General features: G+C 65.0%; 12 protein-coding genes. 7 read left to right on the forward strand and 5 right to left on the reverse strand.

The window, feature by feature from the left end; translation table 11 throughout:
• Window positions 1-237 precede the first annotated feature (237 nt).
• Both G3N97_RS08280 and zwf read left to right on the forward strand, forming a co-directional pair.
• Complete coding sequence (locus G3N97_RS08280; protein ID WP_205992790.1) at window positions 238-1,563, forward strand: Nramp family divalent metal transporter; 1,326 nt, start codon at window positions 238-240, stop codon at window positions 1,561-1,563.
• A 392-nt stretch (window positions 1,564-1,955) separates the two neighbouring features.
• Window positions 1,956-3,431, forward strand: a complete 1,476-nt coding sequence (gene zwf / locus G3N97_RS08285) for a glucose-6-phosphate dehydrogenase (RefSeq protein WP_065060638.1) — start codon at window positions 1,956-1,958, stop codon at window positions 3,429-3,431.
• A 145-nt stretch (window positions 3,432-3,576) separates the two neighbouring features.
• Here the strand turns inward: zwf and G3N97_RS08290 are convergent, their stop codons facing one another.
• From G3N97_RS08290 to G3N97_RS08300, 3 genes are all read right to left on the reverse strand, one after another.
• On the reverse strand, window positions 3,577-3,756 hold the full coding sequence (locus G3N97_RS08290; protein WP_065060637.1) for a hypothetical protein: 180 nt from the start codon (window positions 3,754-3,756) through the stop codon (window positions 3,577-3,579).
• 105 nt (window positions 3,757-3,861) lie between these two features.
• Window positions 3,862-4,278 (reverse strand): MarR family winged helix-turn-helix transcriptional regulator, encoded by a 417-nt coding sequence (locus tag G3N97_RS08295; protein WP_065060636.1) that lies wholly within the window; start codon window positions 4,276-4,278, stop codon window positions 3,862-3,864.
• Between the two features lie 113 nt (window positions 4,279-4,391).
• Entirely contained in the window at window positions 4,392-6,020 is a 1,629-nt protein-coding gene (locus tag G3N97_RS08300) for a Na/Pi symporter (RefSeq protein ID WP_205992791.1), read from the reverse strand.
• A gap of 274 nt (window positions 6,021-6,294) precedes the next feature.
• Between G3N97_RS08300 and G3N97_RS08305 the strand changes: the two genes are divergently transcribed.
• Complete coding sequence (locus tag G3N97_RS08305) at window positions 6,295-7,347, forward strand: alcohol dehydrogenase (RefSeq protein WP_205992813.1); 1,053 nt, start codon at window positions 6,295-6,297, stop codon at window positions 7,345-7,347.
• Window positions 7,348-7,446: 99 nt separating this feature from the next.
• Here G3N97_RS08305 and G3N97_RS08310 read toward each other — a convergent pair whose 3' ends face one another.
• Window positions 7,447-8,451, reverse strand: a complete 1,005-nt coding sequence (locus tag G3N97_RS08310) for an aldo/keto reductase (RefSeq protein WP_065060634.1) — start codon at window positions 8,449-8,451, stop codon at window positions 7,447-7,449.
• Window positions 8,452-8,718: 267 nt separating this feature from the next.
• On the opposite strand from G3N97_RS08310, the gene G3N97_RS08315 reads away from it, so the two are divergent.
• Complete coding sequence (locus G3N97_RS08315; RefSeq protein ID WP_205992792.1) at window positions 8,719-10,875, forward strand: tetratricopeptide repeat protein; 2,157 nt, start codon at window positions 8,719-8,721, stop codon at window positions 10,873-10,875.
• 44 nt (window positions 10,876-10,919) lie between these two features.
• Here G3N97_RS08315 and G3N97_RS08320 read toward each other — a convergent pair whose 3' ends face one another.
• On the reverse strand, window positions 10,920-11,138 hold the full coding sequence (locus G3N97_RS08320; protein WP_065060632.1) for a hypothetical protein: 219 nt from the start codon (window positions 11,136-11,138) through the stop codon (window positions 10,920-10,922).
• 480 nt (window positions 11,139-11,618) lie between these two features.
• Here G3N97_RS08320 and G3N97_RS08325 point away from each other — a divergent pair, with 480 nt between their 5' ends.
• From G3N97_RS08325 to G3N97_RS08335, 3 genes are all read left to right on the forward strand, one after another.
• On the forward strand, window positions 11,619-11,948 hold the full coding sequence (locus G3N97_RS08325; RefSeq protein ID WP_205992793.1) for a DUF1330 domain-containing protein: 330 nt from the start codon (window positions 11,619-11,621) through the stop codon (window positions 11,946-11,948).
• A gap of 273 nt (window positions 11,949-12,221) precedes the next feature.
• Entirely contained in the window at window positions 12,222-13,370 is a 1,149-nt protein-coding gene (locus G3N97_RS08330; RefSeq protein WP_205992794.1) for a porin, read from the forward strand.
• A gap of 322 nt (window positions 13,371-13,692) precedes the next feature.
• Entirely contained in the window at window positions 13,693-14,085 is a 393-nt protein-coding gene (locus G3N97_RS08335) for a hypothetical protein (protein ID WP_205992795.1), read from the forward strand.
• Window positions 14,086-14,120: the final 35 nt, after the last annotated feature.

The raw sequence follows: 14,120 nt of genomic DNA on the forward strand, positions 1-14,120 counted from the left end.
GGTTTATGCTGAGATAGGTGCTGGTGCGCCGCAACGCGGTCGAAAGCCAGATGAAACCTCAACGAAACCGGGCAGCGAATCGCGCGCCGCGGATCATCTGCTTAACGCGTGAGCGATGCATTCCGATGACGTGCGCGGCACATTCTGACGCGCTTTTCTGCTGATTTCCGACAAATTTTGAGCCGCGGCGTGCGCGAGGCGCGTATGTTCCGGCCCCGCAACCGCGACGAGGCGCCCATGCAGCATCGCACCCGCGACGACGACGTGCGCGACGTGCCCGACGGTCTCTCCGCGGGCACGGTGCGCAAGGTACGCGAGGCGCTCGAAGGGCGCCGGCGCGGCGCCGCGCTGCTGCTGCCGCTCGCGGGTCCGGCCGTGATCGTCTCGGTCGCGTACATGGACCCCGGCAACTTCGCGACCAACATCCAGGCGGGCGCGCGCTACGGTTACGCGCTGCTGTGGGTCGTGCTGCTCGCCAACGCGGTCGCGATGCTGTTCCAGGCGTTGTCGGCGAAACTCGGCATCGTCACCGGCCGCAATCTCGCCGAGCTGTGCCGCGAACGCCTGCCCGCGCCGCTCGTCTGGTGCATGTGGATCGTGAGCGAGATCGCCGCCATGGCCACCGATCTCGCCGAATTCCTCGGCGGCGCGATCGGCCTCGCGCTGCTGTTCCATCTGCCGCTGATCGCGGGCATGGCCGTCACGGCGCTCGTCACCTACGGGCTGCTGTTCTTCGAGCGCGCGGGTTTCCGGCCGCTCGAACTCGTGATCGGCGCGCTCGTCGGCCTGATCGGGCTCTGCTATCTGCTCGAACTCTTCATCGTGCCGGTCACGTGGACGGGCGTGCTGCGCGGCACTTTCACGGCGCGCCTGCCCGACGCGCAGGCGGTCACGATCGCGGTCGGCATCGTCGGCGCGACGGTCATGCCGCACGCGCTCTTCCTGCATTCCGGGCTCACCCAGGCGCGCGTGCAGCCGCGCAACGACGCCGAATGCGCGCGTCTGCTGCGCTTTTCGAACGTCGAGGTGGTCATCGCGCTGGCGTTCGCGGGCCTCATCAACATGGCGATGGTGATCATGGCGTCGGCGTCGTTTCATCAAGGTCACGCCGATGTCGCCGAAATCGAGACCGCGTGGCACACGCTCGCGCCGCTCTTCGGCGTGGCCGCGGCGGGCATCTTTCTGGCTTCGTTGATCGCCTCGGGCATTTCGAGCTCGGTGGTCGGCACGCTCGCGGGACAGATGATCATGCAGGGCTTCGTCGGCTTCCAGATTCCGCTCTGGCTGCGCCGGCTCGTGACGATGGCGCCGAGCTTCGCGGTCGTGGGCCTTGGCGTGAACGCCACCGATGCGCTGGTCGCGAGCCAGGTCGTGCTGAGTCTCGCGCTGCCGTTTCCGATGGCCGCGCTGGTGGTGTTCACGTGCCGACGCGACATCATGGGCGCTTACGCGAATCGCGCGTGGGTGGCGTGGCTCGCGGTGCTCGGCGCGCTGGCCGTGCTCGCGCTCAACGCGCTGCTGCTCGTGCAGGCGCTGGGCGTGAGCGTGCCCGGGCTCGGTTGATGCTGCGCTTTGAGACACGCTGTGGGCCACGCTTTGAGCCACGCCGTGAGCCGCGCAATAAAAACCCTGCCCGATGCGGGGCTAAATGCAGCAGACACCGCCGTTCGCGAGCGCGCGCTAACCAACGTTAGCAACGCTTCAGCGCGAAGCGAGCAACGCACGGCACGCGATCCCATCGATTCGCGATCGATTCGCGCAAGATGGCGCGTGGACGTGCGCGAACCGTTCATCGGCCCGTTCGCGTCGGCAGAGACGAAACGAAGTGAATCGGCGTGATGCGTGCAAACTCGCTCAAAACCATGCACCATTACCGTTTTCAACGCTCCGGCCCCCGCGCCGGCTGCACACTTCGCAACCTAGCGCCACACATCGCCACAAGCGAGCGACCTGCCATGACGAATCAGCCTGCCCAAGCCGCGCCCGAACAGCCCGTCGACATGATCATCTTCGGCGGCGGAGGCGACCTGGCCGCGCGCAAACTGCTCCCCGCGCTCTACATGGCGCACCTGCACGGCAACCTGCCCGCCGAGACGCGCATCATCGCCGTCGGCCGCAAGAACTGGACCATCGACGACTATCGCAAGTTCATGGAAGAGCAGTCGCGTCCGTTCATCGACGCCAAGGCCTTCGACCCGCAAGCGTGGGACCGTTATCTGAGCCTGTTCCAGTACGTGATCATCGACGTGAACGATCCCGCCGATTACGCGCATCTGAAGCAGGCGTCGCGCGAGCACGCGCTGCGCGTGTTCTATCTTTCGACGTCGCCCGAACTCTTCACGACGATCTGCGACAACCTGTCGGCCGGCGGTCTGCTCGACAGCCAGTCGCGCGTCGTGCTCGAAAAACCGCTCGGCCACGACCTCGCTTCGGCGCAGGAGATCAACGAGTCGGTGGGCCGTCACTTCGCGGAATCGCAGATCTACCGCATCGACCATTATCTCGGCAAGGAAACGGTGCAGAACCTGATGGTGCTGCGCTTCGGCAATCCGATCTTCGGACCGCTGTGGCAAGCGCCGTATATCCGCAGCGTGCAGATCACGGTGGCGGAAACCGTGGGCGTGGGCAGCCGCGCGGGCTTCTACGATCACACGGGCGCGCTGCGCGACATGGTGCAGAACCACCTGCTGCAACTGCTGTGCATCGTGGCGATGGAGCCGCCCGTTTCGCTCGATCCGGACGCGGTGCGCGACGAAAAGCTCAAGGTGCTGCGCTCGCTGCGCCCGATGTCGCTCGCCGATATCGCGCGTGACACGGTGCGCGGCCAGTACGCGGCGGGCGCCGTCGACGGCCAGCCCGTGAAGGGCTATCTGGAAGAAGACAACGTGCCGGCCGACAGCAAGGCCGAAACCTTCGTGGCGATCCGCGCGCACATCAACAACTGGCGCTGGGCCAACGTGCCGTTCTTCCTGCGCACGGGCAAGCGCCTGCAAAAGCGCCAGTCGGAAATCGTGATCGAATTCGCGGACCTGCCGTTCTCGATCTTCCCGAGCGGCCCGCGCAATTACGGCAATCGTCTCGTGATCCAGTTGCAGCCGGAAGAATCGATCCAGTTGCAGATGCTCGCGAAGGAACCGGGCAGCGGCATGAACATGCTGCCGGTGAATCTGAATCTGGATTTGCAGCAGGCGATTCCGGAGCGCCGCGCGGAAGCGTACGAGCGTCTGCTGATCGACGTGATTCGCGGCCGTCTCACGCACTTCATGCGTCGCGACGAACTCGAAGCCGCATGGACGTGGGTCGAGCCGATTCTCGACGGCTGGAAGGAACTGAACGACCGACCGCGCACGTACACGGCGGGCACGTTTGGACCAGCGGCTTCGTCGGCGCTGCTCGCGCGCGAAAACATGTCGTGGGCCGAAGAGGCTTGATGACCTCGCTTTGAGATTCGAGGCATGAAAAAACGCCGCGCTTCATGCGCGGCGTTTTTGTTGGTATTTGCCGATGTATCCGCTCTCGCGGCGATACATTCAACGCGGCAACGCTGGCAACGCAAACAACGATTCGCGCGGACGATCAGCGCCGATCGTCGCCCGGCGACGCGTTCTCCGCGCCCGCGCGCTCGGGATGAAACAGATCGAGACCGGCGAACACCACCACGCCGCTCAGCGCCATCATCGGCACCGAATGGCGGCCCAGAAAGAGAATCAACGCGGCCAGCCACGTCGAAATACAAAAAGCGCCGATGCGCCGCATGATGCCACTCCATTCACTACCCGCGCCGTTCGCCCTGAATCGAGGGAACGCGCGCGTGCTGCAGTTTCCTGCCGTTGTCTGCGCTTATCTGTTGATCGATGGCGGCTAGCCGAGCGTCGCGCGTGCCGTGCGCAAACGGCTCACTGTGTCGACGAACGCCTCGCCGCCCAGCGTGCGCTTGATGCGCCCCGTGACCGTTGCGCTCGCGTGATGCAGCGCCTCGCGAATGGCCTGCGCCTGCGCCGTGGGCACGATGGCCACTTCACGCTGATCGCCTTCGGTGCGCTGGCGCTCGACATAGCCGCGCGCCTCCAGACCGTCGATGACGCGCGTGGCCGTGGGCCGTGCGATCGAGAGCATGTCCGAAAGCTCATGCTGCAGAGAGCCCGGCCGTTCCAGCACCGCGCGCAGCATGAAACCCTGAGGCGGCGTGAGGCCGAAAGGCTCGAAAGCTTCGGACCACTCGCGTTCGAGGCGACGGGCCAACGCCGACGTGTTGAAGTAAAGACACTGATCGAACATGGCCACAGGATAACCGTTTGTCGTTAGCCATGCAATCAATCGCATGCGATCCGGGCCTTTTTTAAGGCACTTTCGAATTCGTCCGATGCAAGTTTGCGCGGACTCCAGCGTGCTCAATCCGCGAAGGAAAGCGCGCGCGAATGCGCCTTCGCGACCTGCTGCAACGCGCGCCGCAACGCACTGTGACGGCGCAACAACTCTTCCATCACCGCGATCGACACCGTGCCCGCCGCGCCTTCGCCGAGCAGTTGCGCCTTGAGCGCGCCATATGCGCCCTCCATCGACTGCGAGAGATTTTCGATCAGCGCACTGTCCTCGCCCGGCGATCGCGGACGACTTTCGGTGTCCTGACCGGCGTGATCGACGGCCTCGATCGCGTCGAGCAGCGCGAGCGAACGGCGCTCGAACTGCGCGTAACTCGTGGCGACGCCCGCGTCGGGCAGCACGTTCGCGAGCGCCGCGGCCTGCATGGCCTGCTCCGCCGCGCTTTCGTGATAACGCAGCTCGCGCAGCGACTCGGCGAGCGCCGCCGCCGTGGCCGGCACCATCTCCTGCCGATTCATTCGCTGTACGAACTTCTGCGCTGTGTTGAACAGCCGCGAGGTCGCGCTCTGCTCATGCGCGAGCGCGTGAGCGTCGGCGCCCGCGAGCGTCATGCGCACCATGCGCCGCACGATCGCGCCGATGCGCTTGACTTCGTGGCGCAATGCGTCGGCGGCGAGTTCGGGCACGACGGCCACGGTGTCGTCGAGAAATTGCGGGGCGCCCTCGTCGCCCTCGCGCGCGCGAAAACGGCTCTGCAGCCAGCGCGTGAGCCGCCCCGCCAGCGGCACCATGATGACGAGGCCCAGCACGTTAAACGCCGTGTGAAAGAGCGCGAGCGCGATGGCCGGATCGTGCGGCAAATGCAGCCAGTCGCCCACGCGCACGATGAAGCCGATCATCCACGGCAGCAGCGCGGTGGCGACGAGCCCCGTGACCACGTTGAAGATCACCTGCGCGACCGCCGCGCGCCGCGCGTTGGGCGTCGCGCCCACGGCCGCCAGCAGCGCGGTGGCCGTAGTGCCGATGTTCGCGCCGATGATCACGGCCGCGCCGCCCTGCGTGCTCAGCATGCCGCCTTGCGCGGCCGCGAGCGTGATGGTCATGGTCGCCGACGACGACTGCACAAGCAACGTGATGACGAGGCCCGCGAACACCTGCATCAGCACCTCGACGAGCCCTTCGCCCTGCGGCAACCGGTACTGCGCGACGAGGCCGGTGAACGCGCCCTGCAGCGTGGCGATGCCGATAAACAGAATGCCGAAGCCCGCCAGCGCATCGCCGAGCGCGCCGCGCCGCTGCCCCACGCCCGTCAGCCGCAGCGCGATGCCGATGCCGACGAGCGGCAGCGCGAGCGCGTCGATCTTCATCTTCAGGCCGAGCAGCGAGACGATCCAGCCGGTGGTCGTCATGCCGAGATTGGCGCCGAACAGCACCCAGAGCGCGCCGCCGAGATCGAGCAGGCCCGCGTTCACGAAGCCGATCACCGCGACCGTCACCGCGCTCGACGACTGCACCAGCGCCGTGACCAGCACGCCCGACGCGAGGCCCGCCGCGGGCGTGCGCGTCGCGCGGCTCAGGATCACTTCGAGCGCCGGCCCGGCCGCGAGCTTCAGGCCGTTGGTCATCATCGTGATGCCGAGCAGAAACAGGCCGATGCCGCCGATCAGCACGCCCAGCGATTCGACGAGGCCGCTCATGCGCGCGCGCCTGCGCGCCCGCGCGATCCGGTATCGAACATGAGGCAACGCATAAGAGCCTTTGCGCTTTGCACGGAATGGACCGGCTCATGGTACGCGACCCGCTTCGAGCATGACCGCAAAGTGAACGGTCATGCGCATGCCACACCTGCGTTCCGGTTATCGCCCCATAAAAAACGAACGACCGGACGAATTTCTCCGCAATCCGTTATGATGCAGAGGATTCGACATCGCCCGCCTGCTTGACACAACACACACGGAGACATCGATGCAGATGCGTTGTTATTGCGTGACCGGTCACGGTCAACCGCTCGAACTCGTCCAGCGCGACACGCCGCAACCCAAAGGCACGGAAGTGCTCGTGCGCGTGAAGGCCGCCGGTCTGTGCCATTCCGACCTGCATATCTGGGAGGGCTACTACGACCTCGGCGGCGGCAAGAAGCTGTCGCTCGCCGATCGCGGCATCAAGCTGCCGCTCACGCTCAGCCATGAAATCTGCGGGGAAATCGTCGCGGCCGGCCCCGATGCCGGCGACGTGAAAACCGGCACGGTGGCCGTGGTGCATCCGTGGATCGGCTGCGGCGTCTGCGCGGTCTGCCAGCGCGGCGAGGAAAATATCTGCACGAAGCCGCAATCGCTCGGCGTGATGCGCGACGGCGGTTTCGCCGACTACGTAATCGTGCCGCATCCGCGCTATCTGGTCGATCTCGGCGGCCTCGATCCGGTGAAGGCCGCGCCGCTCGCCTGCGCGGGCGTGACCACGTATTCGGCGGTGAAGAAGTTCGGCGAGCGCATTCACGACGACGCGGTCGTGATCATCGGCGCGGGCGGGCTCGGCATGATGGCGATCGAAGTGCTCAAGGCGCTCGGCGCGAAAGGCGCGATTGTCGTCGACGTGGACGCCGCCAAGCGCGAAGCCGCGCTCAAGGCGGGCGCGCTGGCCGCCATCGACGCGCGTGCGCCCGACGCGGCGAAGCAGATCATCGAAGCCACGGGCGGCGGCGCGCGCGCCGTGCTCGATCTCGTCGGCGCGACGCCCACGGTGAAGCTCGCGCTCGATTCGTGCGCGCGCGGCGGCCATGTGGTGGTGGTCGGCCTGATGGGCGGCGACATCACGCTCTCGCTGCCGATCATTCCGATGCGCCCGCTCAAGATCGAAGGCAGCTATGTGGGCACGCTGCCCGAATTGCGCGAACTCGTCACGCTCATGCGCGACGGCAAGATGCAGCCTTCGGCGGTGTCGCCGCGTCCGCTCGGCGAAGTGAACGACGCGCTCGAAGCGCTCGCGCACGGCAAGGTGGTGGGCCGTCAGGTGCTGGTGCCTTAAACGGTGTCTTAAGGCGTCTGCATTTCGATCGACGATAAAAAAGGCGAGCGCAACACGCTCGCCTTTTTTCACATCACGCCAATTACTTCGGATGCCTGATCAACGCGCCGCGTCGCCCATGCGGTATTCGTGGCTCGCTTCGTCGAGCTGCTGCTTGAGCGCGGGGTCGAGCACGAGATCGGCGGCGGCAATCGACGCATCCAGTTGCTCGGGCCGGCTCGCGCCGATCAGCGCCGACGTCACCTGCGGATTCGCCAGCACCCACGCGACGGACGCCGTCGTGAGCGACTGGCCGCCCTGCTCCACGATCGCGCGCAGTTTCTCGATGCTCGCGAACTCGCGCTCGTGCCAGTAGCGGTCCTGATACATCGACCCGGCCACGCCGACGCTCTGCGTGAAGCGGCCTTCGGACGGCGCACTGCCCTGCTGGTACTTGCCGGTCAGCAGCCCGCCCGCCAGCGGGTTGTACGGAATCACCGCGAGCCCTTCTTCGTTCGCGAGCGGCAGCAGTTCGCGCTCGATCTGGCGGAACAGCAGGTTGTAGCGCGGCTGCACCGACACGAAGCGCGCGCAGCGCAGGAAATCGGCGCGGCCGAGCGCGCGCGCGAGGCGATACGCCAGAAAATTCGACACGCCGATGTAGCGCGCCTTGCCCGAACGCACGATCGTGTCGAGCGCTTCGATCGTTTCGTCGAGCGGCGTGTTCGCGTCGTCGGAGTGGAGCTGGTAGAGATCGACGTAATCGGTGCCGAGGCGGCGCAGCGAGGCGTCGATGGCATCGAGCAGATGCTTGCGCGACGCGCCCTGATCCCACGGCGACGGCCCGACCTTGCCGACCGCCTTGGTCGCGAGGATGAAGCGCTCGCGGCGTCCCTTCTCCGCGTTGAGCCAGCGCCCGACGATCTCCTCGGTGCGGCCCGCGCGCGATTCGCCGCCGCCGAGCGGGTAGACGTCGGCGGTGTCGATGAAATTGATGCCCGCGTCGGCGGCCTTGTCGAGAATGCGGCGGGACACGTCCTCTTCGGTCTGCAAACCGAAGGTCATGGTCCCGAGGCAAAGACGCGAAACGGTGAGGCCGGTCTGGCCGAAACGGCGGTATTGCATCGATGTCTCCTGTGGAAGCGGCGCGCAAGCGGCAAATGTCCGCGCGATCCCGAAGAGCATAGCGCGCCTTTGCAGCGGACGCTGAACACGTCCTCGACGCCTTACGAACCTGCAAGCGACCTTGCCGGATTTTTCCATTCCTTCCCAGGCTTTCGCAATGAAGGTCCGATCGCCCGAAAAACCGCAGTCTGTGCGCTCTTATCGCCACGTTGCGCGAGCCGCACATGGCTTAAGCTCATACGGTCCTTTATTTCGCCCAGCACCACCGTGACCACGACGACGACCGCCGCGCCTCTTCGCCCCGATTGCCTGCAAGAGGCGAGCGCCCTGTGCGCGCAAGGCCGTTTCGCGGATGCCTTTGCCGTGATCGGGCCCTTCGTCGGCTCGCAGCCGTCCGCCGACGACGCCGCGCGCGTCGACGTGCTCAATTTCGCCGCGCTCTGCGCGATGGGATCGGGCCAGGCCAACGCCGCCGAAGCGCTCTGGCAGCGCTGTATCGACGCACAGCCGCAACACGTCGAGGCCTACAACGGGCTCGCCGCGATGCTCACGGCGCTCGGCAAGCTGCCCGCCGCGGAAGCGGTCTGGCGCAAGCTGCTCGTGCTGACGCCCGCGCACGCCGACGCCTGGAGCAATCTCGGCACCGTGCTGCATCGGCTCGGACGCCAGCCGGAAGCCGAAGAGGCCTACCGCGCGGCGCTCGCGCACAACCCCGCGCACGCCGACGCGCATTACAACCTCGGCCTCGCGCTGCACACGACGGGACGTCTCGACGAAGCCGAAGCAGCCTATCGCGCGGCGGTGGCGGCCAATCCGCAAGGCGCGCGCGCGCATAACAATCTCGGCAATCTGCTGCGCGAGTGCGGACGTCTCGCCGATGCCGAAGAAGCGTTTCGCCAAGCGCTGCTCGTGCAGCCGCAGTATCCCGAGGCGCTCAACAACTACGGCGCGCTGCTCAAGACGCTCGGCCGACTCGGCGAAGCGGAAATGGTCTGCCGCCGCGCGGTCCAGATTCGTCCCGATTACGTCGAGGCGGTCATCAACCTCGGCTGCGTGCTCGTCGACCTCAAGCGTCTGCCCGACGCCGAACAACTGTTCCGGCAAGCGCTCACGCTGCGCCCCGATCACGCGGAGGCGCACTACAACCTCGGCGTCGTGCTGCGGCAACTCGAACGCTATCCGGAAGCAGAAACCGCCTATCGCCATGCGCTGCGCCTCGCGCCCACGCACACGGAAACGCTCAACAATCTTGGCGGCGTGCTCGTCGCGCTCGACCGGCTGCAGGAAGCGCTCGCGATCTTCCAGGAAGCGCTCACCTGCAATCCCGACTTCGCGCTCACGCATTTCAATCTCGGCAGCACGCACAAGGAACTCGGCGCGCTCGACGAAGCGGAAGCGGCCTATCGCCGCGCGTTCGAACTGAATCCCGCGTATGGCGACGCGCAGTTCCGCCTCGCCACGCTGCTCATCGCGATGGGGCGTTACGAGGAAGGCTGGCGCCTCTACGAACGACGCTACGACAACACGGGATTCGTGCACTATCACTCGCGCGACATGCTCGACTGCCTGCACTGGCAAGGCGAGCCGATCGCGGGCAAGACGCTGCTGCTGTGGCAGGAAGACGGACTCGGCGACATGCTGCAGTTCGCGCGTTACGCGCGTCTGCTGAAGGCGCAAGGCGCGGCGCACGTGACGTTCGCGTGCGTGAACACGCTGCATCGCGTGCTCGCGGGCGTGGAAGGCATCGACATGGTGATCGATCATCCCGAGGCCGTTTCGCGCGCGTCGCAGTTCGACTATTGGGTCAGCCCGCTGAGCTTGCCGATGCATCTGGGCACGACGCTGGAGACCACGCCTGCGCCCACGCATTTCCCGCCCAACGCAGCGCTTCTCGAACACTGGGCCACGCGCCTCGACACGCTGGCGCCGGGCACGCGCGTGGGTCTCGTGTGGCGCGGCAACCCGAAGCACCACAACGATCACCATCGCTCGATTCCGTCGCTGGCCGCGCTCGCGCCGCTCTGGCGCGTGCCGGGTCTGCGCTTCGTGAGCCTGCAAAAAGGCGCGGGCGAAGACGAAGCGCTGCGCGCGCCGCAGCATCAGCCGATTCTGCCGCTGGGCAGCGAAGTCACGGATTTCGTCGATACGGCTGCGATCATCGCGCAGCTCGATCTCGTGATCTGCGTGGATACGTCGACGGCGCATCTGGCCGCCTCGCTCGGCAAGCCGTGCTGGATCATGCTGCCGCGTCGCGATCTGGACTGGCGCTGGCTGTACGAGCGTGAGGATTCGCCGTGGTATCCGCAGAACGTGCGGCTGTTCCGGCAAGGCAATTACGAAACGTGGGGCGCGGTCATCGAGCGGGTGCGCGAAGCCTGCGCGCTGGCGTTCGCCGGTCAGGTCGAAGCAGAAGCGGCGAAATAAACGATCAAAGCGAGCCGATCGCAAAGCGCGGACGACGGTCCGCGCTAGTCCCAGAAGTTGCGGAACGCGACGGCGACGATCACCGGCACGCACATCACGAGCGGGATCGCGAAGTACGGAATTTCCATATCGACGATCCAGCTGCGGATCAGCCAGCCCACGCCGATTGCCAGCGTGAGCACGCCGACGAGCGCGGTCAGCGTATTGAGCAGCCAGGTCGGCGGACGCTTGCGCCTGGGTTCCTGCGCGGAAGACGGTTTCATCGGGCTAGAGAGAGCGGAGCGTCCCGACGGGACGCCGATTCACTTATTTTACTCTCGATGGATCGCCGCAACGGAAGCGGAAAGCGATGCGCACGAAAGCGGGCATTACGGGCGTAATGTGCGGACGCAATAAGCGGACGTAATACCCGCAAGGGAAGCGCGGAACGGAAAGCACCGCATGCAAAACCGGCGCTACAAAAGAAAAAGCCCACCTAGGTTGGCGGGCTGAATCCATATCAGGAGGAGACATGGAGGAGACAGGTCAACTATAGGGGTTTTCCCCTAAACTTTGCAAGCGTTTTTTTGGGCATTTCAATAACTTTCTGCAGATTCAGCTTTCGTTTAATTCAGACGTTATTTAACGTCTTTGTCATGAGCGTGCATTACGTCCCACGTAATCGCCACGCCGCCGCCCGCGCCCTATCCTCGTTCGCATCGCCTCAATCAATGCACAACTGAGCGCACCCCGCGAGGATCGCCATGACCGCTTACGCCATTGCCCATCTGCACCGCTGCGAAGTTTGCGCGGAGATCGTCGAATATCTGGAGAAGATCGACGCCACGCTCGCGCCGTTCGGCGGCCGCTTCCTTATTCACGGCGGACGCGTCGAGCGGCTCGAAGGCGCATTCAAGGGCGACCTCATCATGATCGAATTCGACGATCGCGAGCATGCGCGCGCCTGGTATCGCTCGCCGGCCTATCAGGCGATCCTGCCGTTGCGCACGCAACACGCGAGCGGCGACGTGCTGCTGATCGATCAGGTCGCACAGCCGCATCGCGCCACCGACGTGCTGGCGAAACGCGGATAACCACGCATAGCCTGCATCACGCGCCGCGCCGCATAAAACCCAAATGTTGTGCAAATGCGACTCGATGGACCGCGCAATCCGCCATATCGGCGTGCAATACCCGGCGCAAGTATTGACGGTGCATGACTTGCGCCGATTTATTTCAATTTTTTGAATCTATTCTTCCAGTTTACGGAAGAGTCCTTGCGGACTGTCCGTCACCTTTCATCAAAGCTCGCTTCCTATACTCGCTCCCGTCTCAACCCGGCGTTTCTACAGGACTGGAGTCTCACAGTGAAAAAAATCTCTATCGCCGCCGCGTGCGTTACCGCATTCGCCGCAGCGTCCGCCCACGCTCAAAGCTCGGTTACCCTTTACGGCCTCGTCGATGCCGGCATCGCCTACACGAACAATGTCGGCGGCAGCGGCCGCGTGGCGCTCGCGAGCGGCAACATCAGCGGCAGCCGCTTCGGCCTCAAGGGCGCCGAAGATCTCGGCAGCGGTCTGAAGGCGATCTTCCTGCTCGAAAACGGCTTCAGCGTCAACAACGGCCAGCTCGGCCAGAACAGCCGCATGTTCGGCCGCCAGGCGTATGTCGGCTTGAGCAGCAACACGTTCGGTACGCTCACGATGGGCCGCCAGTACGACGACGTCGTCGACTTCGTTTCGCCGCTCTCGGCCACGGCCGGCACGTTCGGCGACTCGGGCTTCGCGCACCCGTACGACAACGACAATCTCCAGCACAGCGTCCGCTTCAACAACTCGGTCAAGTACACGAGCCTGAACTACGGCGGCTTCAAGTTCGGCGGCATGTACGCGTTCAGCAACAGCACCGACTTCGCCGTGAGCCGCGCATACAGCGCCGCCGCGAGCTACAGCTTCGGTTCGTTGACGGCCGCCGCGGGCTACCTGCAGACCAACGGTTCGGGCGCGAAGACGGTGTCGGGCACGACCAGCTCGTTCACGAACACGGCCGGCGCGGTCGATCAGGCCGAAGTCAAGGGCAGCCTCACGTCCGACGTGCAGCGCACCGTGGCCGCCGGCCTGAACTACGGTTTCGGCCCGGCCGTCGTGGGCTTCGTGTACTCGCACAGCCAGTATCAAGGCACCAGCGCGTTCGGCCTGAGCAACGGCTCGGTGCGCTTCGACAACTACGAAGTCAACGGCATGTACAACTTCACGCCCGCCTTCAAGGCCGGTCTGTCGTACGCGTACACCGACGCGCATCTGAGCGGCGCAACCTCGTATGGCGCCGATCCGAAGTGGAGCCAGGTGAACGCGATCGCACGCTACTCGCTGTCCAAGCGCACGGAGCTGTACGCCGAAGCGATGTTCCAGCACGCCACGGGCAACAAGAACGTCGCGGTGATGTACAACGCGGGCGGCTCGTCGTCGACGGGCAATCAGGTGATGGGCGCGGTCGGCATGCTGACGCGCTTCTAAAGCGCGCTGATTCGCGCAATCCATTTAGCGCAATCCGATTCGCGCGAATCGGCGATACGAAAAGCCCGTCTCCGGACGGGCTTTTTTTCGTCCTGCGTTTTGCATCCGGTGCAATACAACCACTCGAAAGTATCGAGAAAGTTTTGTCGGCGATTAGAAAGAATTAACTCGCACAGCTTTCAACTTTTACGCATTTCGCATTCGCTCAATAACGTTTGCAAAAGAAAATTCATCGCGCGCAAACGTTTTCACCCGTTTCACAATTCTTTCTTCTCCTTACCGGAAACTGTGCGCCGATCCATTCTCGGGAGTGCAAGCGCACATGACTCGACGCTCTTTCGCCGTCACCCCGGCGACCGCGATTTCCGTTGTGCTCGCAACCATGGCGCTCGCTGCGTGCGGGCCGGGCGATAACGCGTCGTCATCGGCACCGCAGCAGAGCGCGCCGAATCTCACCGCGAATACCACGGATACCGCTGCAGCCACGGCCGCTTACGCCAACGCGGGCAATACCGCCAACGCCGCCAGCGACACGCTCGCCGCCGCGCCCGCCAGTTACGCGAGCGATCCCGTGCAAAGCGCGCAGGCGAGTCTCGCGGCGGACAGCGAGCAGATCGCGCCCGTCATGAGCTACGCGCCCGGCGACGAGCCGCCGCAAACGAACAGCACCACCGCCGGCAACGATTCCCGCAGCACCGTAACGACGAGCCAGTAATACACCGTTGTGTGCTTATGCACACCTAATTCCAT

The sequence above is a fragment of the Paraburkholderia sp. Ac-20347 genome (assembly GCF_017104805.1).
Lineage (GTDB): Bacteria > Pseudomonadota > Gammaproteobacteria > Burkholderiales > Burkholderiaceae > Paraburkholderia > Paraburkholderia tropica.

What these genes read in the sequence shown, in the direction of transcription:
- G3N97_RS08300 (WP_205992791.1), bottom strand. Translation starts at nt 6,020, where the DNA reads ATGAGCGGCCTCGTCGAATCGCTGGGCGTGCTGATCGGCGGCATCGGC.
- G3N97_RS08280 (WP_205992790.1), top strand. Translation starts at nt 238, where the DNA reads ATGCAGCATCGCACCCGCGACGACGACGTGCGCGACGTGCCCGACGGT.
- zwf (WP_065060638.1), top strand. Translation starts at nt 1,956, where the DNA reads ATGACGAATCAGCCTGCCCAAGCCGCGCCCGAACAGCCCGTCGACATG.
- G3N97_RS08305 (WP_205992813.1), top strand. Translation starts at nt 6,295, where the DNA reads ATGCGTTGTTATTGCGTGACCGGTCACGGTCAACCGCTCGAACTCGTC.
- G3N97_RS08290 (WP_065060637.1), bottom strand. Translation starts at nt 3,756, where the DNA reads ATGCGGCGCATCGGCGCTTTTTGTATTTCGACGTGGCTGGCCGCGTTG.
- G3N97_RS08335 (WP_205992795.1), top strand. Translation starts at nt 13,693, where the DNA reads ATGACTCGACGCTCTTTCGCCGTCACCCCGGCGACCGCGATTTCCGTT.
- G3N97_RS08295 (WP_065060636.1), bottom strand. Translation starts at nt 4,278, where the DNA reads ATGTTCGATCAGTGTCTTTACTTCAACACGTCGGCGTTGGCCCGTCGC.
- G3N97_RS08310 (WP_065060634.1), bottom strand. Translation starts at nt 8,451, where the DNA reads ATGCAATACCGCCGTTTCGGCCAGACCGGCCTCACCGTTTCGCGTCTT.
- G3N97_RS08320 (WP_065060632.1), bottom strand. Translation starts at nt 11,138, where the DNA reads ATGAAACCGTCTTCCGCGCAGGAACCCAGGCGCAAGCGTCCGCCGACC.
- G3N97_RS08325 (WP_205992793.1), top strand. Translation starts at nt 11,619, where the DNA reads ATGACCGCTTACGCCATTGCCCATCTGCACCGCTGCGAAGTTTGCGCG.